Genomic DNA, 25,881 nt, shown 5'->3' with positions numbered 1-25,881 from the left:
AGTTCTAGCTTGTCGAGAACTTATAATTAAAAAACTCCTCGATACATTGAACTGCTCAACTTTTATCCAAGACAATATTTAAAAAATGGAAATTAATTTAAAAACCGAAAGATTAAATATTAGACTTATTTCTGAATTAGATATTGAAAACGTTTATAATTTACAGTGTTTAGAAGAAACAGCCAAGTTTAATACTGCAGGAATTCCACAGAATATATACGAAACATCTGTTTCTGTTGAAAAATGGATTTCTGATAATAGCCAAGAAAATATCAAACGATATACTTTTGTAGTTGAATTGATTGAAGAAAATAAATTTATCGGATTAATTGGACTAAATTTAGGAAAAGAACATTATAGGAACGCAGAAGTTTGGTTTCAATATCATTTCAATTTTTGGAATAAAGGTTATGCGACTGAAAGTTTAAAAAAAATAATAGATTTTGGGTTTGAAAATCTTAACCTCCACAGAATAGAAGCCGGTTGTGCAATTGAAAACATTGGCTCAATAACTGTTTTAGAAAAAGTTGGAATGTTAAGAGAAGCGCATACTAGAAAATTATTACCTTTAAAATCTGGCTGGTCAGATAATTATGGCTATGCAATTTTATCAACAGATGAACGAAAATAATTATTAAATATGAAAAAGATTTTTATAACCCTTTTAGCTTTGGGATTTATCGCGATAAGTTGTGATACTAAAAAAGTTGACGAGAAAATTGCACACGAAATAGAAGATCTTAAAGATACGTTGGCAATTAAAAAAGATACCATTTCAATTAACGATAAAAAATTCAGTTCGGTTACTTTAAATAAGGAGTTTGACGATGTTTCAGGAAACAAAATTTCGTTCAAAAACATTTTAGAGAAGCATAAAGGATCTCCAATCGTTATTGATGTTTGGGCATCATGGTGTCCCGATTGTATCAAAGGATTTCCCGAATTAAAGAACCTTCAGCAGAAATATCCAAAGGCGTCTTACGTTTTTCTATCGTTAGATAAAACAAAAGACAAATGGACAGAAGCTATTAAAAATTACGATTTAAAAGGCGATCACTACTATCTGAACGAAAAAATGAAAGACGAATTTGGTCAGTCTATTCAATTAGATTGGATTCCGCGTTATATTTTAGTCGATGCCCAAGGAAACATCGCACTTAAAAAAGCCATTGTAGCAAACGACACCCTTTTAATTAAAACATTAGATAAATTACAACCTTAATATGAGACATAAAGTTATTGCAGGCAACTGGAAAATGCATAAAAACGCACAGGAAACTGTAGCTTTTTTAAATGATTTAGTAAACAATATGCCAACCGGTAAAGAAGTCGAGGTTATGGTTGCACCGGCTTTTACCAACTTAATGCTGGCAACGCAAATTTTAGAAGACACCAATATTACGGTAGCTGCACAAAATATGCATCAGGCTGAAGGTGGTGCTTTTACAGGCGAAATTTCTGCCGATATGCTAAAAAGCGTAGGTGTTGAAACCGTTATTTTGGGGCATTCAGAACGCAGACAGTATTTTAAGGAAACTCCGTCTTCATTGGCAAATAAAGTTGATACCGCTTTACGCCATAAAATGCGCGTGATTTTTTGTGTAGGCGAAGAATTAAAAGACCGTAAAAGCAAACAGTTTCAAAACGTGGTGTTTTATCAGTTAAAAGATTCTTTGTTTCATTTACCAAAAGAAGCTTGGGAAAACATAATAATTGCTTACGAACCTGTTTGGGCAATTGGTACAGGCGAAACTGCAACTCCGGAAGAAGCACAAGAAATGCATCAGTTTATTCGCGAGCAAATTGCTCATCATTACGGCAGTTTGGCAGATAACGTGACCATTTTATACGGTGGCAGCGTAAAGCCAGACAATGCAAAAACCATTTTTTCGCAACCCGATGTTGACGGTGGTTTAATTGGCGGTGCCGCTTTAAATACTGCAGATTTCACTGCGATTATTAATGCGATATAGAAATCAAGCTTCTCGTTGGGTGATGAGAAGCTTGGTTTCTATGAACGAGAAGCTTCTAATAAAGACAGACCTCACAGGTTTTAAAAACCTGTGAGGTCTTAATTCCAAACAAAATGGCTATTAAAACTTAAAAATCTACAAATGAAAAAATTCTTATTCATCATTACTTTAGCATTTCCTTTGTTAGCAAATGCCCAAGATTTTTTAGTGGGTCCGTCGGTGGCTTATCAGTCACAAGCAGGAAACATGCTAAAAGTAGGTGGTTATTATTTACAGCCGTTGGCAGGAAATGCAGTAGGAATTAAACTGGAAGCCAATGCTAATTTAGCTTATTTTAGAGATCAGTTTTTGGTAATTCCTGAAGGAAGTTTTACATTTTACCCTACGTTTAACAATTTAATTGTTCCGTTTGTAGAAGGCGAATTAACGCCGTACACTGCCACGCCTAAAGTAGGATTATCTATAGCAAGTATTGTTGAGTTTGGTTTTGGATACGGTTTTGATATTAAAACTAAGCAAGATTTAAAACCAATTGATGGCTTCAGTTTTTCGTTAGGATTTAATATTCCGCTGAATGCTTTTTAATTAACTTCTCGACTTCGCTCGAAGTGACGGTGTTTCATAAAAGTTAATTGTAGAAAACTTGAGTCAATTAATATTCAAACGGAAAACGACGGTCTTTATTCAGTTTTTTATCGCTTTCAATAACTTCGGTAGGAATCACTTTTAAAAACGACGGATGCTGTTCAATAGCATATTCGATTTTTTCAACAATCTGTTCAATGGTTTCGTTTTCATAATCAATCTGTAAAGGTTCTTTAATAGTAAAAGTTTGTAGAATACCTTTCTTTTTAAGCCACAATCCTTTTTTATCAAACGAACGTCGAAATCCATCAATAACGATAGGTACCACAATTGGTTTATGCTCCTTAATAATATGTGCCGTTCCCTTACGCACCGGTTTAAATGATTTGGTGGTTCCCTGCGGAAACGTAATTACCCAACCATCTTGTAACGCTTTTTTAATATTTTCGGTATCGTTCGGGTTAACAGCTTTTTTTTCTTCAACATCTTTCCCTTTTGCACGCCACGTTCTTTCAACGGTTATTGCTCCGGTATAACCCATAATCCTTGGTAAAATACCCGATTCCATTGTTTCCTTCGCACTAACGTAATAGAGATTCATCTTTGGATTCCATAGATAAAGTACATTCTTAATATTATCAACTCTACCCTTTAAACTGGCATTGAAAACATGAAACATTGCCACTACATCGGCAAAATACGTTTGATGGTTCGATATAAAAAGTACGTTGTTTTCAGGAAGATTTTTTATGACTTCAGATCCATCAATTACCAACTGGTTAAAGCCACGGTAGCGCTTATGCGTAAGAACACCAAAGATTCTGATTAACCACTTTTTGATAAATATTATATGTCCGAACGGATCTTTTTTAAACAAGCTCATATTTTCTTTTGAAATAACAAAGATACATCTTAAACATTATAGATTTTTGGTTTTTAACAAACCTGAAAATGAATAAATCATTAACAACAAAGCTTTTTAATAATAACTTCAATCTCTTTTGCTTTATTAACCGTCATAAAATGTCCGCCGTTTTTAATTTTGTAATCAACTTTTAGGTATTTTGCAGGAAGAATACGATCGTTTGTGCCATGAATACGAATGCAGTTTTGAGGTACAGATAGGTTTTTCCAATTAACAATTTGATCGACCGCCCATTTTAAAAATCTGGGATCAGTATCTTTTATAATGTTTTTCAATAACAACTTTTCTGTTGAAGTGGTTGCTCCAAAAAGCCAATTGGTAATAAAATTTGTTGTTTTTAATAATGAAGAAGGAACTATTCGATTTAATTTTAACTTTCCTGCAAGTAGAAACCATTTAGGTAATTCACTTTTATTTTTAGCAGATGCAATTAAAATGACCTTTTTAACAGGAATGATTTTAGAAACCTCAACAGCTAACATTCCGCCAAAAGACAATCCTATTAAAATGGCATCTTTTTCAAAATCTTTTGAAATTCGTTTTGCATAACTTTCAAAGGTTTCGTTTTTTATAGGATCGATCCAATCAACAAAAGCAATGTTTAAATCTGAAAAATCAATGTTGTCAAATACTCTTTTATCAACTCCTAATCCACTAAAAATATAGATTTTCCTCATCAGCCAAAAATTAAAAAACGGCTCTAAAAGTTTCTTTAATTTCACTTAAAATCATAGCAGTTGCACCCCAGACAATATGATCGTTAATTACAAAAGCCGGAACAGAAATGTCGCTTCCATACGATGTGTTCATACGAACGTTTTGTACCAACGAATCGTTTAGCAGATCGGTTACAGGAAGTTCAATAATACCACTCACTTCATCAGGTTGCAACACAAAATTTTGCGTCTGTTGTGATATTCCCATGAAAGCAGAAACCATAAAATTACTCGGCGGAATATACAAATCGCTCCATTGCTTTACAATTTCAATTTCCGTTGAACTAACTCCTACCTCTTCATTTGCTTCGCGCAAAGCGGTTTCCTGCAAATCTAAATCTTCTAATTCTTTCTTACCGCCCGGAAAAGCAATTTGAGATGAATGTACACCCGGATAAGACGATCGAACAATTAAAAGCAGATGCGCCAAACCGTTTTTAGGGTAGAACAAACTTAAAACTGCCGATGCTTTAGGATTCTTTGCAGAATAATCGTAATTTTGAAGGTATTGAACACGCTCTAACGGTGCCATTTTCAAATGGGCATCCAAGGCAAATAACGGTTGTTTTGCCACAACACTTATTTTATCTAAAAACTGTTCAAATTGCATAGCTCACAAAAATATTTTTAAATATACTCAATGTTTAGTAAACAAGAAGCGCTACAAATAAAAAAAGATTTCTGGACTGGGTTTGCTGATACTTATCCACGCAAATGGCTGTTGCATAATACCAAGATAAAAGATGTTACTTTTAAGTTTTTTGTGGATAACAAAACGGCACAGGTTGCTTTGGAAATTGAACCGAAAGACGATGAAAAACGCAAAATTTATTTTGAAAAGATAGAATCGTTAAAGGCTATTTTGTTGGAAGAATTTTTACCCGATGCAGTTTTTGAACGTAATTATTACCTGCCAAACGGAAAATTAATCAGTAGAATTTGGGTTGATATCGATAAAAGCGTAAGTGTGAACAATAAAAACACATGGCAGGAAATTTATGATTTTTTCGCAGAGAAAATGACTAATTTTGAACTGTTTTTCTACGAATACGAAGATTATATTAAAGATTTAGAAATTAACACCTAACAAATCTACACATATAAAAACTTTTAGTACTTTAATGTTTTTAAAACACAGCCTTGAAAAGATATTATCAGTTTTTAGTATTACTTGCATTTTTATGTTGTTGCAGTGCTTTTTCGCAAACGAAAGACAGCATTGTAACAACACAGCAACAAATGCAAAAACTGGAAGAACTTTCTAAAAAGGGAAAGTTTACAAGGCAACTACACAAACTGCTTGTTCGTAAAAAGGCAACAAACGTAAATACCAATGTACAGGCGGTAAAGCAAGCCGATATTGACTACGATTTTGAAAAATTTCAAGGTAAGGTTATTCGTAATATAATTATTGATACATACGATCCTTTTGGTTTTTCTATTCAGGATTCTACCCGTGTTCCTAAAAAACAGATCGAGAAAATTGGAAACAGACTCCATTTAAAAACCAAGCAATTTACTGTTCGCAGTTTATTGCTTTTTAAACGCAACCAACCTTTAGATTCCATCAAATTAAAAGAATCTGAACGTTTATTGCGTACACAGCGTTATATTCGTAGAGTTTCGGTAAAGCCTGAAACAATTTCAGAAAATTCCGATTCTGTAGATATCCACATAAAGGTTTTAGATGCATGGAGCTGGTATCCCACCGGATCATTATCAACATCGAGTGCTCGATTAAGTTTAACTACGCGTAATTTTGGTGGATTGGGTCATTATTTCAACAACCAATACCGTACGCGTTTTAAAGAAGGTCGACACGCCTACAGAACGCAATATCAGGTAAATAATATCGGACAGACGTTTATTGATGCCGGTGTTTATTACAATTTAGATTTAGCCGAAAATTACATTAAACAGGTATATGCAAACCGAAGGTTTCTAACACCAATGACGCGTTGGGCAGGCGGTACTACATGGTATCAAAGCTCAACTCGAGATTCGGTTCCTAATTTAGAAGGCATACGCAAACTTCAAAGTTTTAAATCGAATGATATCGATTTGTGGCTTGGGCATTCAACCCCTTTGTATTACCGTTATAATAACCTACATAAGGTACAAACTAATTTAATCACATCGCTGCGCTATTACTCAAAAAATTATACAGAACATCCTGTTGGTGAGTACGATCCGCATAATTACTTTACCAACCAAAAATTGTATATGGCAACGGTTGGTTTGGCATCGATCAACTATGTGCAAGACCGTTACATTTTTTATTATGATATGATTGAAGATATTGCGGTAGGAAAAACGTTTATGATTACAGGCGGAATTCAGCAGAAAAACAATATCAATCGTCCGTACATAGGTGCGCAGTTTGCTTTGGGAAAATACACTAGGCGTGGTTATTTTGGTGGAGAAGTTCAGTGGGGAAGTTATATTAACGAAAAACGTTTTGAAGAAGGTGTTTTTAGAGTAGAAGGATTGTATTTTTCTAAATTGTATCATTGGGGGCGTTGGGGTTTCAGGCACTTTTTCAATCCGGAAATTGTTATTGGTTTAAACAGATGGGATTATGCTATGGATAAAATTACCTTGAACGGAGCTTACGGTATTGATGGATTTGACAGTTACGAATTGCGCGGAACTAAAAAAGTTTTATTGAATTTACAGCTGCAGTCGTACGCTCCGTATGAATGGTTAGGCTTTAGATTTAGTCCGTTTTTTAGTACTTCGATAGGTTTTATGGGCGATAATGACAATACGTTTGTAACAAAAGATATGTACAGTAAAATTGGTTTGGGTGTGGTAATTAGTAACGATTATCTGGTTTTTAATAATTTCCAGTTCTCCTTGGCTTTTTATCCGAATATTCCGGGTAACGGACACAATATTTTTAAAACCAACAACCTGCGAAACACTAATTTTAACCTGCAACAGTTCGATTATGGCAAGCCGGAATTGGTGCCTTATAATTAATGTAGTATGAAATTTATTATTGAAACCGACCGATTACTTTTAAGAGAATTTATTTTAGATGATGCTGAAAAGTTTTATCAACTGAACTTAAATCCGAAAGTAATTAAATATACCGGAAATGCTGCCTTTAAAAGTATTGAAGAAGCAAAATCGTTTTTAGAAAACTATAAAGATTATAAGGCAAACGGTTACGGACGATGGGCTGTGATTAATAAAGAATCTAACGAATTTATAGGCTGGTGCGGTTTGAAATATGGGGAACTAGAAAATGAAACCGACATTGGCTTTCGCTTTTTTGAAGAAGAATGGAACAAAGGTTACGCTAACGAAAGTGCAGCCGCCTGTTTAAAATATGGCTTTGAAGCTTTGAAATTAAAACGAATAATTGGACGTGCAATGAAAGAAAATACAGCATCAATCAAAGTATTGGAAAAAATTGGTTTGATTTATGAAACTGACTGTGTGTTTGAAAATAAAGAAGCTTTAATTTATAAAATAGAAAAATAAAAGCAGCTGCCTAAAAAGTATTTTCTTTGTCATTCCGGACTTGATCCGGAATCTCATTATTTATATATAAAAAAGTGTGCGAAGCTGAAACAAGTTCAGCTTGACATGTAAGCAACTCTTTAGGCAACTCAATTATTTATTTCTGCCACTCTTTAGTTTCGTTAAAAATGTGGGTTAAAATATCTTCATCTAAATCGGTAAAATCAATATTACGGCGACTCATAACAATTTTAGCGGTTTCAAAAGCTTTTACCGGTAAATATGCTTGTGTTCCTTGTGCACCACCCCATGTAAAATTCGGAATGTAATTTCTTGGAAAACCTGCACCAAAAATATTTGCAGCCACACCAACAACCGTTCCCGTATTAAACATAGTGTTAATGCCGCATTTACTGTGATCGCCCATCATTAAACCGCAAAACTGCAAGCTTGTATTTTCAAAACGTTCACTTTCGTAATTCCATAATTTAACCGATTCGTAATTATTTTTAAGGTTAGAATTGTTACTATCTGCACCAATGTTACACCATTCTCCCAAAACGGCATTTCCTAAAAATCCGTCATGCCCTTTGTTTGAATATGCAAAAAGAACCGAATTGTTCACTTCTCCGCCAACACGTGAATGTGGACCAACCGTTGTTGCTCCATAAATCTTTGTCGCCAGTTTAACCTGCGCATGATCGCACAACGCAAAAGGTCCGCGAATTACAGATCCTTCCATAATTTCGGCATCTTTTCCAATATAAATAGGTCCGGTTGTTGCGTTTAAGGTACAAAAATTTAAAACGGCACCTTCTTCAATAAAAATATTTTCAGCTCCTAAAACATTTACTGTAGAAGGAATTGATTGTGATTTACGGTCTTGTGTAAGCAACTCAAAATCATCGCGAATTGCCTGATCGTTCTTTTGAAAAATATCCCAGGTATGTTCCACCTCCAAACAATCTTCTTCAATTTCTAATAAATCATACTCTTCAAAAACTACTTCTTCCTGTTCATCTGTGGTATAAAAAGCAATAATTTCATCGTTCTTCACAATTGCCTGGTTTGGCTGTAAAAACTGAATCATTTCCACCAACACTTCATTCGGACAAAACGATGCATTAATCATTACGTTTTCTGCCATTTCAACCATCGGGAATTTTTCAGACAAATATTCTTCGGTTACCGTAGTTGTTGTGGTTCCCAAATACTTTTCCCACTTTTCGCGAATGGTTAAAATTCCAATGCGGATATCGGCAACAGGTCGTGTAAATGTAAACGGCAACAAGTTGTTACGCACAGATCCGTCGTATAATATGTAGTTCATTTTTATGCTTTTTTAAAGGCTTAAAGGTACAAAGTTTTTGTTTAGATCAACAGTTTAAATACAAACAAAAAGCCCTACTAAAAAGTAAGGCTTTGATATTTTGATGAATCCAAAAATTATTTTTTGAATTTAGAGTATTTGTTTTTGAATTTATCGATACGACCTGCTGTATCAATTAATTTAGATTTACCTGTGTAGAATGGGTGCGATGTACGCGAAATCTCCATTTTATAAACTGGGTACTCTACTCCATCAACTTCAATTGTTTCTTTTGTATCAACTGTTGATTTTGTTATGAATACGTCCTCGTTAGACATATCTTTAAACGCTACTAATCTGTAATTTTCTGGGTGAAGACCTTGTTTCATTGTAAATCTTGTTTTTAAATTAATTGCTGTTTTTTATTCTGATGCTTTTATCTCTCAAAAAGGTATAAACAAAACAACAGCTTTTTATGTAATTGTTTATTTTTCAGAATGCAAATTTAAGAACATATTTTTAATCTGCAAACATAACTTTATACTTTTTTTATCATGAAACAGCAAAATTTTCTACCGCCTATTTTTGTATATTTGTAAGATTTTATAAAAATTCATAAAACCATGAATACTATCAGTAAAACAACAGGTTTAACATTCGGCTATATTTTAATGGCTTACTACGCACTTGTAAACCTAATTGTTTTCTTTGCAGATTATACGTTGTTCGTAAAATCGTACCTTACCATTGTAAATATGGTTGTAGTTTTAATTTTAGGAATTTGCTGCGTTTGGATCACCAAAAGACGCTTAAACAACCTTATTACTTTTAAAGAAGGTTTTACTGCCTTTTTTATAATGATTGTTTTAGGATTTCTGGCAAACTACATTATACAGTATATATTGTTCAACTTTGTAAATCCCGAAGCAAAGATAGTTACTAATGATCTGATGATTGAAATGACACAGAAAATTGGTAAAGATTTAAATTTATCTGAAGCTGAAATTAACGAAAAAATCAGCGTTGTAAACAATAATGCCGACGATAACTTTTCGCCAAAAACATTATTTTTCAGTTACGCACAAACCATTTTAGGTTCATCAATTGCAGGTTTGTTAATTGCATTGACATTTAAAAACAGATCAGAACTTTCAACACCAAGAAACCAATAATGAACCTTACGATTTTAATTCCTTTATTGAACGAAGCCGAATCGCTACCCGAATTGTACCGTTGGATTACAAAAGTAATGCAGCAGAACAACTATTCGTATGAAGTTGTTTTTATTGATGACGGAAGCACCGATGAATCTTGGGGTATTATTGATAATCTTTCTAAAAACGATACCAATGTGAAAGGAATCCGTTTTCAGAAAAATTTTGGAAAATCGCAAGCGTTGCACGCAGGTTTTGCAATTGCGAATGGCGATGTTGTTATTACAATGGATGCCGATTTGCAAGACAGTCCCGATGAAATCCCCGATTTATACAACATGATCGTCAATCAAAAATTCGATTTGGTTTCAGGTTGGAAAAAGAAACGTTATGATTCCATCGTATCAAAAAACCTTCCGTCAAAATTATTCAACTGGGCAGCACGCAAAACATCGGGCGTTCAACTAAACGATTTCAACTGTGGTTTAAAAGCTTACAGCAATAAAGTAGTAAAAAACATTGATGTTTATGGCGAAATGCACCGCTATATTCCCGTGTTGGCAAAAAATGCAGGTTTTAACAAAATCGGTGAAAAAGTCGTACAGCATCAGGCACGTAAATACGGTGTTTCAAAGTTTGGAATGAGCCGGTTTGTAAACGGTTTTTTAGACTTAATCACTATTTGGTTTTTATCTAAATTCGGTAAAAGGCCAATGCATTTGTTTGGCGCGTTGGGCGTTATTATGTTCATTGTAGGTTTTTGCAGTGCGGCGTTTATCGGCGTTTACAAACTGTACAAACTTTCAATGCACGAACCCGCAATTTTGGTAGCAAATAATCCGTGGTTTTACATATCGCTTACCGCAATGATATTAGGTACGCAGCTGTTTTTGGCAGGTTTCTTGGGCGAAATTATCCTTCGAACAAAAAACAATGAACCGCGTTATAAAATAGCAACTAAAAGCAACTTATAATTTAATTAATCAAGAAAATGGACATTCCTAAAAATATATTAGAACACAGCAATAAATGGATCCAAGATCCTTTTGATGTTGAAACGCAAAACCTGGTAAAAGAATTACTTACTTCTTCTCCAAAAGAATTAGAAGACGCTTTTTACCGTAATTTAGAATTCGGAACCGGCGGAATGCGCGGCATAATGGGCGTTGGCACCAACCGAATCAACAAATACACATTAGGTAAAAATACGCAAGGATTATCTCAATATTTAAAAAAGAGTTTTCCAAACGAACAAATTAAGGTAGCAATTGCTTACGATTGCCGCCACAACAGTAAATCGTTAGCGAAAGTGGTTGCCGATGTTTTTTCTGCAAACGGAATCAAGGTTTTTTTGTTTGAAGATTTACGTCCTACGCCGGAATTATCTTTTGCGGTTCGATATTTAAATTGTCACGCAGGAATTGTATTAACAGCCTCGCACAATCCGCCTGAATACAACGGTTACAAGGTGTATTGGCAAGATGGCGGACAGTTGGTTCCACCGCAAGACAAGGAAATTATTCAGGTAATTGATAATTTGGATTATTCGGATATTTTGTTCGATTCAAATCCGGAATTAATCGAATATATCGGCAAAGAAATCGATGAAGCTTTTGCACAATCATCAATTGAAAATGCTACGTTTAATCTTCCTGAAGATGCTCGTAAAGACTTAAAAATCGTTTACACGTCGTTACACGGAACATCGATCAAAGCTATTCCGAATGTTTTGGAAAAAGCTGGTTACATCAATGTGAATATTGTAGCGGAACAGGCGGAACCAAACGGAGATTTCCCTACGGTTAAATCACCAAATCCCGAAGAACCTGAAGCGTTGAAAATGGCAATTGATCTGGCAAATGAAACAAATGCCGATATTGTTATTGGAACTGACCCGGATTCTGACCGATTGGGAATTGCCGTTCGAGATAACGAAGGAAAAATGATTTTATTGAACGGAAATCAGGCAATGGTTGTTATGACTGCCTTTTTGTTGGAACAATGGAAACGCGACGGAAAATTAGAAGGTAAAAAACATTTTATAGGATCAACCATTGTATCAACTCCAATGATTTTGGCACTTGCCGAAGCTTACGAAGTTGATTGTAAAGTTGGATTAACCGGTTTTAAATGGATCGCTAAATTTATTAAAGATTTCCCTGAACAGAAATTTATTGGCGGTGGCGAAGAAAGTTTTGGTTATATGGTAGGCGATGCCGTTCGCGATAAAGATGCCGTTGCGTCAACCTTATTAATCTGCGAAATTGCTGCTATTGCAAAAGCATCGGGTTCATCGGTTTACAAAGAACTGCAAAACTTGTATGCCGATTTTGGTTATTATAAGGAACATTTAATTTCGTTAACCAAAAAAGGAAAAGACGGTGCTGAAGAAATCGCTACCATGATGACTGAATTACGCAACAATCCGCTAAAGGAAATTGCAGGTGAACGTGTTGTTTTTGTAGAAGATTATCAAAGTTCTATTGCTACTAATTTGTTTTCGAACGAAACTGAGCCTTTGTTCTTACCAAAATCAAACGTGTTGATTTATTATTTAGAAGACGGTTCTAAAATTTGTGCGCGCCCAAGTGGAACCGAGCCTAAAATCAAGTTTTACTTTAGCACCAATACAGCTATTGAAAACGTTGAAGAAATAAAAGATGCCGACGAATATCTAGCAGATAAAATTCAACGCATTATTAACGATATGAATTTAAATTAATGGACGATAATTTAAAAAAATTTATTCCTTACGCTTTATTTTATAAAAGAAATATCGTTTTAAACGTTATTTTTAATATTCTGTATGCCCTTTTTGGTACAATGGGAATGGTTATGATTTTTCCTGTACTTAAGGTTTTGTTCGGTAATGAAGAAAAAATAACACAGTTACCAACATATAATGGCATTTCACAAATTGACACCTATTTAAATGATACGTTATTTTATTATGTAACCCACTATTCTGAAAAATATGGTCCAAATTACGCGCTGTTACTAACAGTTTCATTTGTTATCATAACATTTCTATTTAAAAACATTTCGGGGTATTTAGGTCTACAACATTTAATGAAATTAAAGACAGGTGTACTACGTGATCTACGTAAAAAAATGTACGATAAAATTGTGAATTTACCTATTGCATATTATTCGGAGAAGCGTAAAGGAGATGTTATGTCACGAATGTTGGGAGATGTTGGTGAAATGCAAAATTCTTTCTTCATGCTTTTAGAACTGATTGTAAAGGAGCCATTAACTATTATTTTTTCATTGATTGCGATGATAAAGATAAGTTGGCAGTTAACTTTATTTGTCTTTATTTTTATTCCTATATCGGGATTAATAATTTCTGTGATCGGAAAATCTTTAAAATCACAATCAACCCGAGCACAACAAGAAGGTGGTTATTTAATTTCAATAGTTGATGAAACTTTAGCTGGTTTAAAAGTAGTTAAAGGATACAATGCAGAAGGATTTTTCAAGAGTTTATTTAATGATTCTGTTGGTAGAATGTATACCCTTACAAACAAAATTGGCAAGAAAAATAATTTAGCATCACCCATGTCTGAATTTTTAGGAATTGTAGTTATTGCGGTATTATTATTTTATGGCGGAAGTTTAGTATTGGTTGATAAATCATTAGATGGATCTTTATTCATTGCCTATATCGGATTGGCTTATAATATTTTAACACCTGCAAAAGCTATTTCAAAAGCAACTTATCAGGTTAAAAACGGTATGGCAGCTGCAGAGAGGGTCTTTGAAATTATTGAAACACCAAATACTATTGAAGATACTATTAAATCAACAAATATTGAAAGCTTTAATGATAAAATCGCCATAAAAAATGTTACATTTTCTTACAACGGCGAATACAATGTGTTGAAGAATTTTAATTTGGAAATTCCTAAAGGAAAAACCGTTGCGTTGGTTGGTCAGTCGGGTTCTGGTAAAAGTACAATAGCAAATTTACTGATGCGTTTTTATGATGTAGAACAAGGCGAATTGTTGATCGACGGTACAAATATTAAAGATATCCGTTTGGTTTCATTACGCGATCAGTTAGGTTTGGTAACGCAAGACAGTATTATGTTTAACGGTAGTATTGCTGACAATGTTAGAATTGGAAAGTTGAACGCTACCGATGACGAGGTTATTGCTGCGTTGAAAATTGCCAATGCATACGAGTTTGTTCAGAATTTACCTGAAGGAATCAATACTAATATTGGTGATGGCGGCGGAAAACTTTCGGGCGGACAAAAACAACGTATTTCTATTGCGCGTGCTGTGTTAAAAAATCCACCGATTATGGTTTTAGACGAAGCAACATCGGCATTAGATACCGAAAGCGAACGTTTAGTACAAGATGCATTGGAAAAAATGATGGAAAACCGCACTTCGGTTGTTATTGCCCACAGATTATCGACCATTCAAAAAGCCGATTTAATTGTGGTGATGCATCATGGCGAAATTGCCGAACAAGGTACACACGAAGAACTGTTAGCTAAAAATGGTACGTATGCTAAATTAGTTTCGCTTCAATCATTTGAAAATTAAATAATTACATATAAAAAAGTAAAAAACCACTCAATTGAGTGATTTTTTTTATTACATAAATTATTGTTTTTCGATAATTTATATATCTTTGTCAATAATAAAATGTTTTTTATCATTAATTTAAAAACTGACAGATATGGAAATTAGAATTACTACAAGTCATATTTTAAAAGTATTGCTTTTGCTAACGTGGATCATTTTTATTGGTTTATGTGTAGAAGCCGGTGCAATCATCGTTAATACGTTTATTACGCTCTTTATTAATCCCGATGCAGTAAAGAATTTTTGGGAAGGTGCCGATATATTGGCAATTTACCAGCTTAATACCAATCATTTTACAGTGCTTGCACTCGTAATGATTATCATAGCCGTATTAAAAGCAATTATGTTTTACTTGATCCTTAAACTGCTTTCAGAGAAAAAACTAGATTTCACAAAACCATTCAATACACATTTAAAAGATTTCATTTTAAAACTATCGTACTTGTCTTTCGGGATTGGTCTGTTTACGCATTGCGGATCCGAATTCTGCGTATGGATTACAGGTCAGGGTGCCAAAATAACAAGCCTTGAGTCTTTAAATTTAACAGGATCAGATGTGTGGTTTTTTATGGCAATAATTCTTTTGGTAATTACGCAGATTATTAAAAAAGGAATTGAATTTCAATCAGAAAACGATTTAACTATATAACTTATGAAAACATTAAAAATATTTGGCTGGCTATCACATTTTTTAACGGTAGCAATCTTTTTATTCGGAATTATATTCTTTTTAGCAACCAAAAGCTCTTTAAGATATGATGATTATTCAGAATGGACATTACTGATTAATGGCAATGAATTTATTGATGAAAAAGATATAATCATTAAATCTTTCTTTATTTTGATTTGGATTCTTTATATCTTATATTTTGTTGCGATATTTCTTTTTAACTTAAGTGTTCGAAATTTCGAAAAAAGAGATTTCTACAATAATAAACATTCAAAAAGATTCAATTGGATAGGAATCATATTTATAATCAATTATCTCCTAACATTTACATTATCCAAATATGTAATCATTAAAAGACCAGAAGATATCATAGGTAAAACTTCACCTATTTCAGAGGCCGCTTTTAACCAATTACAATCTCCTTTAGGCGGACTAATCATAGGCTTTTTCTTTTTGGTGTTAAGCCAGGTTTTTAAAGAAGCTAAAAAACAAAAAGAAGAAAACATCGAATTAAAACAAGAAAACGAATTAACTATTTAACTTATGAAAACATTACATCTTTTAAGCCTTATCATCAATATATTATTTTATAGTTTATTTGGAATAGGAATTTTATTTTTTGTTCTACTCATATGTATCTTTTTAGGTTATGAGTTAGGAATTCAAACGACTATAGTTTTTTCCGATAAAAATAAACTTCCTATGTATTTGTTCCTTACAAGTATATTAATTTTCTATGCTTCGTATGTATATTCTCTTTTTTTATTCAAGAAAAATATTGATTCATTTATAAAACTTCAGTTGTTTACTAATCAGGTAATACGAAATTTTAAAGTCATGGGAATTATTTATTTGGCTGGTTACTTAATTTCTGTCATGTCAAAATCGATTCTTCCTTTTTATTTTAATGATTTGAAAGGATATATCGGGATTGATTATAATGAAAATTCCTTAACCAATTTATTCAATTTTCCACTAAACGGATTAATCATCGGTTTGTTCTTTTTAGTATTAAGTAAGGTATTTCAAATAGCTAAAATTCAAAAAGAAGAAAACATAGAATTAAAACAAGAAAACGAACTAACTATATAATATCATGAAAAAAATAATCACACTTTGTTTTACATTAACAACAACTTTAATGTTAGCACAAAATACACAACATAGTAAAGTTATCGATAGTTTGCTACAGAAATCGATAAAAGAAAATAATATTCCTGCAATGGCAGCTGCTGTAATTAATGGTGATAACGTATTTTACGGAACAGCAGGAACAATTTCTAACAAAAGCAGCGAAGCTGTTACCAATAAAACTTTGTTTCATATAGGATCAAACACCAAAGCGTTTACATCGTTTCTAGCATTCCAACAAATCGAAAAAGGAAATTTATCGTTAGAAACTCCTTTTTTTTCACTCTTTCCTGAATTGAAAAATGATAAAAACTCGGCATATCATTCCATAACATTAAAAGATTTATTGTCGCACAACGCACAAGTTCAGCCATTCACAGCAGGTACAGAATTTCTTTCATTAAAAATAACGGCTAAAACAACCGAATCAAAACGAGTAGAATTTGCACAACAAGTTTTAGCACAACCAACCGTAGAAAAAGGAACCTATTCAAACGCGGGTTATGTGCTGGCAGCTATGATGATTGAAAAATCTGCAAAAAAATCGTACGAAAATTTATTGGCAGATTTCATGAAACAGCAGAATTGGGATTACAGTTTTGGATTTCCAAACAAAAAAAGCTTGAATCACGCTTGGGGACATTGGGTTGAAAATAACGAACTGACAGCTTTGCCATCAACACATTCGTACAAATTAGAAGATTTTATGCTTTCGGCTGGTGATTTATCTATGAATATTGTTGATTATTCCTCGTGGTTGCAACTCCATTTAAAAGGATATAATTCTGAAATAGGTATATTAAAGTCTGAAAACTTTAAAAAAATGCACTTTGAGGTGGATAATTACAGCTATGGTTGGGGAAATGCCGTTCAAGGAACTCAAAAGTTGAGTTTTCACGATGGAACCACCGGCACCTTTTACACGCACGCAATTTTAATCCCTGAAAATAAATTAGGAATCACGATTTTTGCAAACGCTGCCGATGAAAAACATATGGAAGCAATTTACGAAATGCAGCAGCAGTTAATTTCACAACTCAAAAAAATAACAAATGGCAATAATAGTAAACCTTGATGTTATGCTGGCAAAACGCAAAATGCAGTCGCAAGAGCTGGCAGACAAAATTGGTATAACAACTGCCAACTTATCTATTTTGAAAACCGGAAAAGCTAAAGCCGTTCGTTTTTCTACTTTAGAAGCCATTTGCAAAGAACTAAACTGCCAGCCAAGTGATATTTTAGAGTATATTCCTGATAGAGATTAGTTTCAGATTTTTTATTTTTAAAGAACAATTTCAGCATTTCAAATCATCTGTAAATTATTATCTTTAAAAGAAAGAAATTCTAAATGTTTAAAGAAAACCAAAAACTACATATTCCTGAAAACGACACCATAATTTGGAAGTATTTAGATCTTTCTAAATTTCTGGATTTGTTGCTGTCTAAACGTATGTTTATGGCTCGATCTGATAAGTTTGAAGATCAGTTTGAAGGAACTTTTAGCGAACCTACGTACGAAGAAATTAAAAAACTGCTGGCAGATAATCCGGAATATTTAGATGCCTACAAGTCAAAACGCAAGAATATTGTAATAAGTAGCTGGCACGCCAATTCATACGAAAGTTATGCTATGTGGCAGGTTTTTACAAAGAATAACGAAGGTTTGGCGATACAGTCCACCATAGGCAGTTTAAAGAAAGCATTGATTGAACCGAGAGCAGATCAGTTTATTGGCGAGGTAAATTATATCGACTATAAAAAAGAACACATTCCTTTTGATGATGATTTTTTCCCGTTTCTTTTCAAGCGAAAAAGTTTTCAGTACGAACACGAAGTCCGCGTGATTACCGATGTCACTCATTTGGATCTTCATGTGAACGAAGGTGTTAAGGTGTTGATTGATGTAAACGAAATGATTGAGCGCTTGTATATTCATCCAAAATCTGAAAACTGGTATAAAAAACTGGTGATTGAAGTGGTAGAACGTTTAGGTTTTGAATTTTTGATTGAAAAATCTGATTTGGAAAGTGATATTTTAATTTAATCAGTATGTATTTCAAAAGATTAACTCCGATACTTTATACAGAAAATCTAGCAGAAACTATAAAATTTTATACAGAAGTTTTAGGTTTTATATGTACTGACTTTAATGAAGAATGGCAATGGGCTTCTTTGCATAAAAACGAAATAGAGATTATGCTATCTAAACCAAATGCTCATATAAAGTTTGATAAAATTGGTTTTACAGGATCGTTCTATTTTGAAGTCGAAAACGCAGAAGAATTTTGGAACATTTTAAAAAAATCTGTTGAAATTGTATATCCTTTAGAAACTTTTGAATGGGGAATGATGGAATTTGCTATTAAAGACAATAACGGATATATTTTACAATTCGGATCGAAAACTTAAACCGTTTTTGATCGTGCCTGTACCATATTTACAAAAAAAACAGTTTGCATTTTACGGGCTTTAAACTTTAAAACTTCCTTATTAGGTCCGTCAAAAAGTTCGTCTAAAGTCTGCATCCAATAAAACAACCAGGTTCCAAAATTGTGTGCCGTTACATTGTGGTTTGTTTTGGCGTCAACCTTATTATGTGCTTCAATCGGGTTTCCTTTATATTTTTGAACTCCGAAAACGTGCTGCTCCCAAAAATCGGTAATCTTTTGTAAATGAGGTTCCCAATCGGTAATGATCGAATTAAAAATCGGACCAATTTCTTCATCTTTCCGTACCTTATCATAAAAAATTCGAACCAGTTTTTCTAAATCTTCCCTGTTTTCAACATCGTGTTTCATTGCGCAAATAAGTTTCTATAAATTTACAAAGTATTTAAATTAAAATGGTTTATATTTTTATAAAATAGTTATTTTTGCAAACAAATTAAACTTAAAAAAATGGCAGGTACTAGAACATTTACAATGATTAAACCAGACGCTGTAGAAGCTGGAAGTATTGGTGGAATATTAAATATGATTGCTGAAGGCGGTTTCAGAATCGTTGCAATGAAATTAACGCAATTAACAGTTGCTGATGCTAAGAAATTTTACGAAGTTCATGCAGAGCGTCCGTTTTATGGTGAATTAGTAGAGTTCATGTCAAGAGGACCAATCGTTGCAGCAATCTTGGAAAAAGATAACGCTGTTGAGGATTTCCGTACATTAATTGGTGCTACAAACCCAGCTGATGCTGCAGAAGGAACAATCCGTAAAAAATATGCAAAATCAATTGGTGAAAATGCAGTTCACGGTTCAGATTCTGACGAAAATGCAGAAATTGAAGCAGCTTTCCACTTTGCAGGAAGAGAGCAGTTCTAATCAACTGATACAGATATTTTAAATCCACCCGATAAAGGTGGATTTTTTTATTTTGTTAAATTTAACTATATTCGTAATTCTTAAATTTAAACTTAAACAAACACCTTATGAAAAAAGTCGGTATTTTACTGTTTATGGCAGTACTGGGTTTCACTTCGTTAACAGCTTGTTCATCAGATGACAGTTCAACTCCAGTAGTAGAACAAGAAAAAAATCATTTATTAGGAAAATGGAATGCAACATCTACACATTCAAAAATTGTGATGGATGGAGATGTTTTAATTGATAATTTAGATGAGGAAGAGGGTTCTATGTATGGAATTATTAAAACATATGAATTTAAAGCAGACAATACAGTAGACTATTATACCTACATTCCTACATCAGGATCAAATGAAGCTAGAGAAAGTGAAGGCACAACTACTTACGAACGAAATGGAAATCAATTGATTTTGAAAAATTATCCATATCCTTATACTATTTTAGTATCGAACGAAAACAAGTTGCATTTATATAATATGTTTGAAGTAGAATCTGAAGGTAGCTATATAAAATCTGAAAGCATAGACAAATTCGAAAGAATGAAATAGTCAATAAAAAATCCCGATTACTCGGGATTTTTTTTATTTCAAATTCTTTATAAATTCGGCGTTAACCTTAAAAAAGTCGTTAACTAAAACGCTGGCTCCTTCTAAATTTTGCAGTTTAGAATTTTCGCTGTTGTATCCCAAACAATAAATTCCAGCAGCACAGGCTGCTTTCACTCCGTTTGTACTGTCTTCAATCACAATACATTCTTCCACTTTATTTTTAGATAACGAAGCCGCATGAATAAAAATAGTAGGATCGGGTTTTGATTTTACGAAATCCTCACCACTAACTTTATGCGTAAAATAATCGTTTAGATTAAATCGATTAAAAACGCGGCTAATAGTACTTTTAGAAGCCGATGACGCCAAAATCAATTCTACATTACTGGCATGCAAATCTTTAATTAAATTTTCAACTCCCGCAATCAGTTCCAAATCGGGTTTTGTATCAAAAGCATCATTAAAAAGAGAACGTTTTCTCTGTATTAAATCTTCTACTTCATGATCCAATCCAAACTGATCTTTTATTTTTTGAAACACATTTCTTGTCGAATTTCCTGTAAAAGTAGCATACAATTCTTCAGAAACATCAATCCCTAATTCTTCAAAATGCTTAAAATAAGCGTATTTATGTACAGGCTCTGTATCAACAATCACCCCGTCCATATCAAAAATAACGGTTTTAACCATAATTATCAAACGTTTATGCAAAGGTACATAAAGCTAGCGTAAAAAAAGTATTTCACAACCAACATATAAATCGTAACTTTGTAGGCTTATTTAAATAAAAAATGCGTTTACACAGAAATTTGGTTTTTGCAGTTATAGATTCTCTTTTAAGTATATTTAACGATGGTGAATATGCCGATAAAGAAGTTGCAAAAGCTTTAAAAAGAGACCCTCGCTGGGGTGCAAAAGACCGCAAGTTTGTTGCCGAAACCATATACGAAATTGTTCGTTGGAAAAGATTATATACTGAAATTGCCGAAACAAAAGATCCTTTTACTCGTGATGATATTTGGAGAACTTTTGCTGTTTGGGCAGTTTTGCGCGGTATTACCCTACCCGATTGGAAATATTTTGAAAACACACCGGTTCGCAGAATTAAAGGAAAATTCGACGAGCTTTCTAAAATTAGAAAATACCGTGAATCGATTCCTGATTGGATGGATGAATTGGGCGTGAAAGAATTGGGCGAAGAAGTTTGGACAAAAGAACTTGCTGCACAAAACCAACAGGCTAATGTTGTTTTAAGAGTCAATACGTTGAAAACCACGAAACAGCAATTGCGTGCACAGTTAATGGATTTGGATATTGACACCGAATTTCACGATAAATATCCTGATGCTTTAATTTTGAAGGAGCGTGCAAATGTTTTTATGACACCTCTTTTTAAAGAAGGATTCTTTGAAGTACAAGATGCTTCTTCGCAAAAAGTTGTTCCTTTATTAGATGTTCAACCGGGAATGCGCGTTGTTGATACATGTGCAGGAGCAGGTGGTAAAACATTACACATTGCTGCTAAAATGGAAAACAAAGGGCAGATTATTGCCATGGATTTATATGAAAGTAAGCAGAGACAGTTAAAAATCCGTGCCAAGCGTAACGGAGTTTTTAATGTGGAATACCGAATTATAGATTCAACCAAAGTAATAAAAAAATTACACGATAAGGCAGACCGAGTATTGATTGACGCGCCTTGTTCCGGCTTAGGTGTTCTAAAACGTAATCCTGACAGTAAGTGGAAACTGCAACCAGAGTTTATCGATAACATAAAAAAAACACAGCAAGAAGTTTTAGAAAATTATTCTAAAATGGTTAAAGTGGGCGGAAAACTAGTATATGCAACGTGTTCTATTCTGCCATCCGAAAACGAAAAACAAATTAACCATTTCTTAAACACCGATTTTGGTAAAAACTTTAAGTTTGTAACAGACGAGAAAGTATTGGCATCACAATCTGGGTTCGATGGTTTTTACATGTGTTTAATGGAACGCATAAAATAATTAAATATGAAAAAAATCACATCATTTATTGTAACTGTTTGTTGTTCATTTACAATTTTTGCGCAGGCACCGGCGAATTATTACAACAGTGCAACTGCAACGGGCTACACATTAAAATCGCAATTAAAAACAATAATTTCAGCAAATCACAACGCTTTAAGCTATACTCCTGGTTTGTGGAATTTATATAGTTCTAATGCTACCAATAATGGTTTCCGTGACAAATATTACGAAAACGATAATACCATTTTAGATATTTATTCTGAAAAACCGGTTGCTGTTGACCCTTACACTTACACTGTGATTTCTGATCAATGTGGGAATTACAGCAGCGAAGGTGATTGCTACAATCGTGAACATTTAATTCCGCAATCGTATTTCGATGAAAATACTCCAATGAAAACAGATGCGTTTCACGTTTGGCCAAGTGATGGAAAAGTTAATGGAGAACGCGGAAATTTACCTTTTGGAACAGTAGCTTCTGCAAATTACACATCGCAAAACGGAACAAAACGCGGTACAAGTGGTGTAGCTGGTTTTTCGGGAACTGTTGTTGAGCCTATCGATGAGTTTAAAGGAGATATTGCACGTGCTTATTTTTACTTTGCTACAAGGTATGAAGATTTAATGGATGATTTTTATACAGATACCACACAAACGCAAACACAGGTCAAAGCGATGTTCGATGGATCTACCGATAAAGTATTTACTACAGGTTTTTTAGATGTGCTTTATCAGTGGCATTTGCAAGATCCGGTAAATGCCCGTGAAACAGATTTGAATAATTATATCTACAGTGAGCAAGGAAACAGAAATCCTTACATTGATAATCCGCAATATGTAACTGCTGTTTGGTATCCACACTTATTAAGCGCGAACAAAGCCGAATTGGTTGAGTTTAATGTGTATCCAAATCCGGCACCAAAAAACACGATATTCATCTCTACTAAAGAAAAAATTGATTTAATTACGGTTTATAATTTAGAAGGAAAATTAGTCAAGAAAGTATCAAACCCACAATTTAACGATGAAGTTTTCACTATTAATCATTTAAAAAGTGGAACGTATATTCTTAAACTAACAAGTGGAAAGAAAGCAACTACAAAGAAATTTATAGTTAAGTAACAAAAAACTCCGATCGGCTGATCGGAGTTTTTAATTTATTGGATAACCTTTATCTATCCAGTCTATTTTTATATTCTTTGGAATATTTAAAAGTTTTGCGTTTTTATAACCTAAATCAATCAACATTTTAAATGCCGGGCGAATATTAGGGCATTTATCAAACGGACAACAACCGCAATACAAAACAACCTCTTTATCTTTAGGAATCTTTTTTAAGTATTGCTTAAGCGTTTCTAAATTTTTAGCATCTTTAGCTGCACCTGCGTTGAATGATTTTTTTATAACAGCATCGGGACCAATGTTAACTACAAAAGTATTTTTCATTTTATTCTGCTGAATTTTATCTGACAATATTTTCGTTTCCATTAACTGTTTAGGTGTCCAAACATCGGTAAAACTTTGAGCCGATGTTCCGTTTAAAAATCCAAAAAATAGTATAAGTAAAAAAATTGCTTTTTTCATTCTGATAAAATTAATCACGCATACTGTCAAAAAACTCGTCGTTTGATTTGGTGTTTTTGATACGATCATGAATAAACGTAATTGCTTCAACCGGATTCATATCTGCCAAAATATTACGTAAAACAACCATTTTGCTGTTTGTATATCGATCCTGCAATAAATCGTCGCGACGGGTTGATGATGACGTTAAATCAACAGCCGGGAAGATACGTTTGTTCGCAATTTTACGATCTAACTGCAATTCCATATTACCAGTTCCTTTAAATTCTTCGAAAATTACATCGTCCATTTTAGAACCTGTATCGGTTAAAGCAGTAGCAATGATTGTTAACGATCCGCCATTTTCAATGTTACGTGCCGCTCCAAAAAAACGTTTAGGTTTTTGCAATGCATTGGCATCAACACCACCAGACAACACTCTACCCGATGCCGGCTGAACCGTATTGTAGGCACGCGCCAAACGTGTAATAGAATCTAACAAGATAACTACATCATGCCCACACTCAACCAAACGTTTTGCTTTTTCTAAAACCATATCAGCTAATTCTACGTGGTAACGTGCTTCTTCATCAAACGTAGAAGCTACAACCTCTGCACGTACGTTACGCTGCATATCGGTAACCTCTTCAGGGCGTTCATCGATCAACAAAACAATCTGATAAACTTCCGGATGATTGTCTGCAATAGCATTGGCAATCTCTTTCAACATCATCGTTTTACCGGTTTTCGGCTGTGCCACAATCATACCACGCTGCCCCTTACCTATTGGCGCAAACAGATCGATAATGCGTGTTGAAAGTTTAGAATTATTACCCGATAAATTGAATTTATCTTTAGGAAAAAGCGGTGTTAAATGTTCGAATGAAGGACGATCGCGAACCTCATCAGGCTCATGTCCGTTGATTTTTGTGATACGAACCAGCGGAAAATGTTGCTCGTTTCCTTTTGGTGGACGAACAATTCCTTTAATGGTATCACCTTTTTTTAAACCAAACAAACGAATTTGAGATTGCGAGATATACACATCGTCTGGTGATTTACGGTAGTTGTAATCTGCAGAACGCAGATATCCGTGCGAACCACCATCTTTTGGAACTTCAAGAACACCTTCGCATTCTATAATCCCTTCAAATTCGTAATCAGGATCGCGGTAATTTTGCTTTTTCTGATTCTGATTTGGATTTTGGTTTTTATTTCTATTTTGGTTTGGGTTCTGAATTTGCTTTTCAGCCACCACAACTATTTCTTCAGCAGGGACTTCGGCAACAACATCTTTTTCAACATTTACTGGTTCTGATTGAACCTGTGGCTGATTGTTCGTTTTATTGCGTTGGTTTTGATTTTTATTCTGAGGTTTGCGTTGCTTTTCGGCAGAAGGATTTTGAGGTACTTCAGTTTTAATTCCCTCTTCTGCAACTGGTTGCGGATTTTCAGGTAAAGAAGTCTGCTCTGTTTGCTCTTCAGGTGCATTGTGAATGCGCTTTCTTTTTTCTTTCTTTTCAGCAGAGTCATTCGTTACCTCAGATGCTTCTTTAACAGGTGTTTCTGCTTTAGGCTCGCTTTTCTGAAATTCTTCTTGAATTTTTAAAACTGCCTCAATAAGTTCCTCTTTTTTAAGATTCAACTTTTCAACGCCTACTTTCTTAGCTATTTCTTTAAGTTCGGGCAACTTCATACCCTTTAACACATTTTTGTCAAACATAAATTATGACGTTGTTGTTAGATATTATTATTGTGATTTTTCTTAAGAGAAGGATATCTGTTAAGGATAGAAAGCTCGAACAATGAAGAAGTTACGATTTTCTAATGCAATATTACAATTTTTTTTTAAATATCAATGTTTTTTAATGA

31 protein-coding genes are annotated in these 25,881 nt (G+C 33.8%); 22 read left to right on the top strand and 9 right to left on the bottom strand.

Annotated features, from left to right (window positions below; genetic code table 11):
- The first annotated feature begins 85 nt into the window (after positions 1–85).
- The 4 genes from F0460_RS09680 (at position 86) to F0460_RS09665 (ending at position 2,558) form a co-directional block, all read left to right on the top strand.
- Positions 86–631: a GNAT family N-acetyltransferase gene (locus tag F0460_RS09680; protein WP_150012658.1), complete on the top strand. Its 546-nt coding sequence runs from the start codon at positions 86–88 to the stop codon at positions 629–631.
- Between the two features lie 9 nt (positions 632–640).
- Positions 641–1,222 (top strand): TlpA family protein disulfide reductase, encoded by a 582-nt coding sequence (locus tag F0460_RS09675; protein WP_150012656.1) that lies wholly within the window; start codon positions 641–643, stop codon positions 1,220–1,222.
- Position 1,223: 1 nt separating this feature from the next.
- Complete coding sequence (tpiA, locus tag F0460_RS09670) at positions 1,224–1,973, top strand: triose-phosphate isomerase (RefSeq protein WP_150012654.1); 750 nt, start codon at positions 1,224–1,226, stop codon at positions 1,971–1,973.
- A 141-nt stretch (positions 1,974–2,114) separates the two neighbouring features.
- Positions 2,115–2,558 carry a hypothetical protein gene (locus F0460_RS09665; RefSeq protein ID WP_150012652.1) on the top strand — a complete coding sequence of 148 codons (444 nt, stop codon included), beginning with the start codon at positions 2,115–2,117 and terminating at the stop codon, positions 2,556–2,558.
- A gap of 67 nt (positions 2,559–2,625) precedes the next feature.
- Here F0460_RS09665 and F0460_RS09660 read toward each other — a convergent pair whose 3' ends face one another.
- From F0460_RS09660 to F0460_RS09650, 3 genes are all read right to left on the bottom strand, one after another.
- The gene (locus tag F0460_RS09660) at positions 2,626–3,441 is read right to left on the bottom strand and encodes a lysophospholipid acyltransferase family protein (RefSeq protein ID WP_150012650.1); all 816 of its coding nucleotides are present in this window, start codon (positions 3,439–3,441) and stop codon (positions 2,626–2,628) included.
- An 80-nt stretch (positions 3,442–3,521) separates the two neighbouring features.
- Positions 3,522–4,160, bottom strand: coding sequence for an alpha/beta hydrolase (locus F0460_RS09655; protein ID WP_150012648.1), 639 nt, complete (start codon positions 4,158–4,160; stop codon positions 3,522–3,524).
- A 10-nt stretch (positions 4,161–4,170) separates the two neighbouring features.
- A complete protein-coding gene (locus F0460_RS09650) occupies positions 4,171–4,809 on the bottom strand; it encodes an NUDIX hydrolase (protein ID WP_150012646.1) in 639 nt (212 codons plus the stop codon).
- 30 nt (positions 4,810–4,839) lie between these two features.
- Here F0460_RS09650 and F0460_RS09645 point away from each other — a divergent pair, with 30 nt between their 5' ends.
- Genes F0460_RS09645 through F0460_RS09635 form a run of 3 tightly spaced genes read left to right on the top strand, consistent with a single transcriptional unit; the run spans position 4,840 to position 7,688 of the window.
- Positions 4,840–5,286, top strand: a complete 447-nt coding sequence (locus F0460_RS09645) for a DUF4268 domain-containing protein (protein WP_150012644.1) — start codon at positions 4,840–4,842, stop codon at positions 5,284–5,286.
- A gap of 53 nt (positions 5,287–5,339) precedes the next feature.
- Positions 5,340–7,181, top strand: a complete 1,842-nt coding sequence (locus F0460_RS09640; protein ID WP_150012642.1) for a BamA/TamA family outer membrane protein — start codon at positions 5,340–5,342, stop codon at positions 7,179–7,181.
- 6 nt (positions 7,182–7,187) lie between these two features.
- Positions 7,188–7,688, top strand: coding sequence for a GNAT family N-acetyltransferase (locus F0460_RS09635; protein ID WP_150012640.1), 501 nt, complete (start codon positions 7,188–7,190; stop codon positions 7,686–7,688).
- A gap of 136 nt (positions 7,689–7,824) precedes the next feature.
- Here F0460_RS09635 and F0460_RS09630 read toward each other — a convergent pair whose 3' ends face one another.
- Together F0460_RS09630 and F0460_RS09625 are read right to left on the bottom strand one after the other, a co-directional pair.
- Positions 7,825–8,997, bottom strand: a complete 1,173-nt coding sequence (locus F0460_RS09630; RefSeq protein ID WP_150012638.1) for a GlmU family protein — start codon at positions 8,995–8,997, stop codon at positions 7,825–7,827.
- 116 nt (positions 8,998–9,113) lie between these two features.
- Positions 9,114–9,365, bottom strand: a complete 252-nt coding sequence (locus F0460_RS09625; RefSeq protein ID WP_150012636.1) for a type B 50S ribosomal protein L31 — start codon at positions 9,363–9,365, stop codon at positions 9,114–9,116.
- 234 nt (positions 9,366–9,599) lie between these two features.
- Here F0460_RS09625 and F0460_RS09620 point away from each other — a divergent pair, with 234 nt between their 5' ends.
- From F0460_RS09620 to F0460_RS09570, 11 genes are all read left to right on the top strand, one after another.
- The gene (locus F0460_RS09620) at positions 9,600–10,148 is read left to right on the top strand and encodes a DUF4199 domain-containing protein (RefSeq protein WP_150012634.1); all 549 of its coding nucleotides are present in this window, start codon (positions 9,600–9,602) and stop codon (positions 10,146–10,148) included.
- Positions 10,148–11,104, top strand: coding sequence for a glycosyltransferase family 2 protein (locus tag F0460_RS09615; protein WP_150012632.1), 957 nt, complete (start codon positions 10,148–10,150; stop codon positions 11,102–11,104). Before F0460_RS09620 ends, F0460_RS09615 begins: the two co-directional genes overlap by 1 nt.
- A gap of 17 nt (positions 11,105–11,121) precedes the next feature.
- Positions 11,122–12,852, top strand: coding sequence for a phospho-sugar mutase (locus F0460_RS09610; protein WP_150012630.1), 1,731 nt, complete (start codon positions 11,122–11,124; stop codon positions 12,850–12,852).
- Positions 12,852–14,687, top strand: a complete 1,836-nt coding sequence (locus F0460_RS09605; RefSeq protein WP_150012628.1) for an ABC transporter ATP-binding protein — start codon at positions 12,852–12,854, stop codon at positions 14,685–14,687. Before F0460_RS09610 ends, F0460_RS09605 begins: the two co-directional genes overlap by 1 nt.
- Positions 14,688–14,823: 136 nt before the next feature.
- Entirely contained in the window at positions 14,824–15,378 is a 555-nt protein-coding gene (locus tag F0460_RS09600; protein WP_150012626.1) for a DUF2975 domain-containing protein, read from the top strand.
- A 3-nt stretch (positions 15,379–15,381) separates the two neighbouring features.
- Positions 15,382–15,939, top strand: a complete 558-nt coding sequence (locus F0460_RS09595; RefSeq protein WP_150012624.1) for a DUF2975 domain-containing protein — start codon at positions 15,382–15,384, stop codon at positions 15,937–15,939.
- Positions 15,940–15,942: 3 nt separating this feature from the next.
- A complete protein-coding gene (locus tag F0460_RS09590) occupies positions 15,943–16,491 on the top strand; it encodes a DUF2975 domain-containing protein (protein WP_150012622.1) in 549 nt (182 codons plus the stop codon).
- A 4-nt stretch (positions 16,492–16,495) separates the two neighbouring features.
- On the top strand, positions 16,496–17,605 hold the full coding sequence (locus F0460_RS09585; RefSeq protein ID WP_150012620.1) for a serine hydrolase domain-containing protein: 1,110 nt from the start codon (positions 16,496–16,498) through the stop codon (positions 17,603–17,605).
- Entirely contained in the window at positions 17,583–17,795 is a 213-nt protein-coding gene (locus F0460_RS09580; protein WP_150012618.1) for a helix-turn-helix domain-containing protein, read from the top strand. The genes F0460_RS09585 and F0460_RS09580 overlap by 23 nt, the downstream gene beginning before the upstream one ends.
- A gap of 83 nt (positions 17,796–17,878) precedes the next feature.
- The gene (locus tag F0460_RS09575) at positions 17,879–18,574 is read left to right on the top strand and encodes a hypothetical protein (RefSeq protein WP_091521667.1); all 696 of its coding nucleotides are present in this window, start codon (positions 17,879–17,881) and stop codon (positions 18,572–18,574) included.
- A 5-nt stretch (positions 18,575–18,579) separates the two neighbouring features.
- On the top strand, positions 18,580–18,939 hold the full coding sequence (locus F0460_RS09570) for a VOC family protein (protein WP_150012616.1): 360 nt from the start codon (positions 18,580–18,582) through the stop codon (positions 18,937–18,939).
- Here the strand turns inward: F0460_RS09570 and F0460_RS09565 are convergent.
- Positions 18,936–19,328 (bottom strand): group III truncated hemoglobin, encoded by a 393-nt coding sequence (locus F0460_RS09565; RefSeq protein ID WP_150012614.1) that lies wholly within the window; start codon positions 19,326–19,328, stop codon positions 18,936–18,938. The two genes, F0460_RS09570 and F0460_RS09565, sit on opposite strands and share 4 nt — an antisense overlap.
- A gap of 99 nt (positions 19,329–19,427) precedes the next feature.
- Between F0460_RS09565 and F0460_RS09560 the strand changes: the two genes are divergently transcribed.
- Together F0460_RS09560 and F0460_RS09555 are read left to right on the top strand one after the other, a co-directional pair.
- On the top strand, positions 19,428–19,847 hold the full coding sequence (locus tag F0460_RS09560) for a nucleoside-diphosphate kinase (protein ID WP_125018903.1): 420 nt from the start codon (positions 19,428–19,430) through the stop codon (positions 19,845–19,847).
- A 107-nt stretch (positions 19,848–19,954) separates the two neighbouring features.
- Positions 19,955–20,437 carry a hypothetical protein gene (locus F0460_RS09555; RefSeq protein ID WP_150012612.1) on the top strand — a complete coding sequence of 161 codons (483 nt, stop codon included), beginning with the start codon at positions 19,955–19,957 and terminating at the stop codon, positions 20,435–20,437.
- 33 nt (positions 20,438–20,470) lie between these two features.
- Here F0460_RS09555 and F0460_RS09550 read toward each other — a convergent pair whose 3' ends face one another.
- Complete coding sequence (locus tag F0460_RS09550; RefSeq protein ID WP_150012610.1) at positions 20,471–21,127, bottom strand: HAD family hydrolase; 657 nt, start codon at positions 21,125–21,127, stop codon at positions 20,471–20,473.
- A 101-nt stretch (positions 21,128–21,228) separates the two neighbouring features.
- On the opposite strand from F0460_RS09550, the gene F0460_RS09545 reads away from it, so the two are divergent.
- Entirely contained in the window at positions 21,229–22,443 is a 1,215-nt protein-coding gene (locus F0460_RS09545) for an RsmB/NOP family class I SAM-dependent RNA methyltransferase (RefSeq protein WP_150012608.1), read from the top strand.
- A gap of 6 nt (positions 22,444–22,449) precedes the next feature.
- Positions 22,450–23,568, top strand: coding sequence for an endonuclease (locus F0460_RS09540; protein WP_150012606.1), 1,119 nt, complete (start codon positions 22,450–22,452; stop codon positions 23,566–23,568).
- Positions 23,569–23,598: 30 nt separating this feature from the next.
- On the opposite strand, the gene F0460_RS09535 is transcribed toward F0460_RS09540, so the two are convergent.
- Both F0460_RS09535 and rho read right to left on the bottom strand, forming a co-directional pair.
- On the bottom strand, positions 23,599–24,030 hold the full coding sequence (locus F0460_RS09535) for a rhodanese-like domain-containing protein (RefSeq protein ID WP_150012604.1): 432 nt from the start codon (positions 24,028–24,030) through the stop codon (positions 23,599–23,601).
- A 10-nt stretch (positions 24,031–24,040) separates the two neighbouring features.
- Positions 24,041–25,732 (bottom strand): transcription termination factor Rho, encoded by a 1,692-nt coding sequence (gene rho, locus F0460_RS09530; protein ID WP_150012602.1) that lies wholly within the window; start codon positions 25,730–25,732, stop codon positions 24,041–24,043.
- Between the last annotated feature and the right edge of the window lie 149 nt (positions 25,733–25,881).

The organism is Paenimyroides baculatum, assembly GCF_008629655.1.
In the GTDB taxonomy this organism is placed as follows: Bacteria; Bacteroidota; Bacteroidia; order Flavobacteriales; family Flavobacteriaceae; genus Flavobacterium; species Flavobacterium baculatum.
Note: the sequence above shows the minus strand (reverse complement) of the source record. Positions and strands in the feature narration are given on the sequence as shown.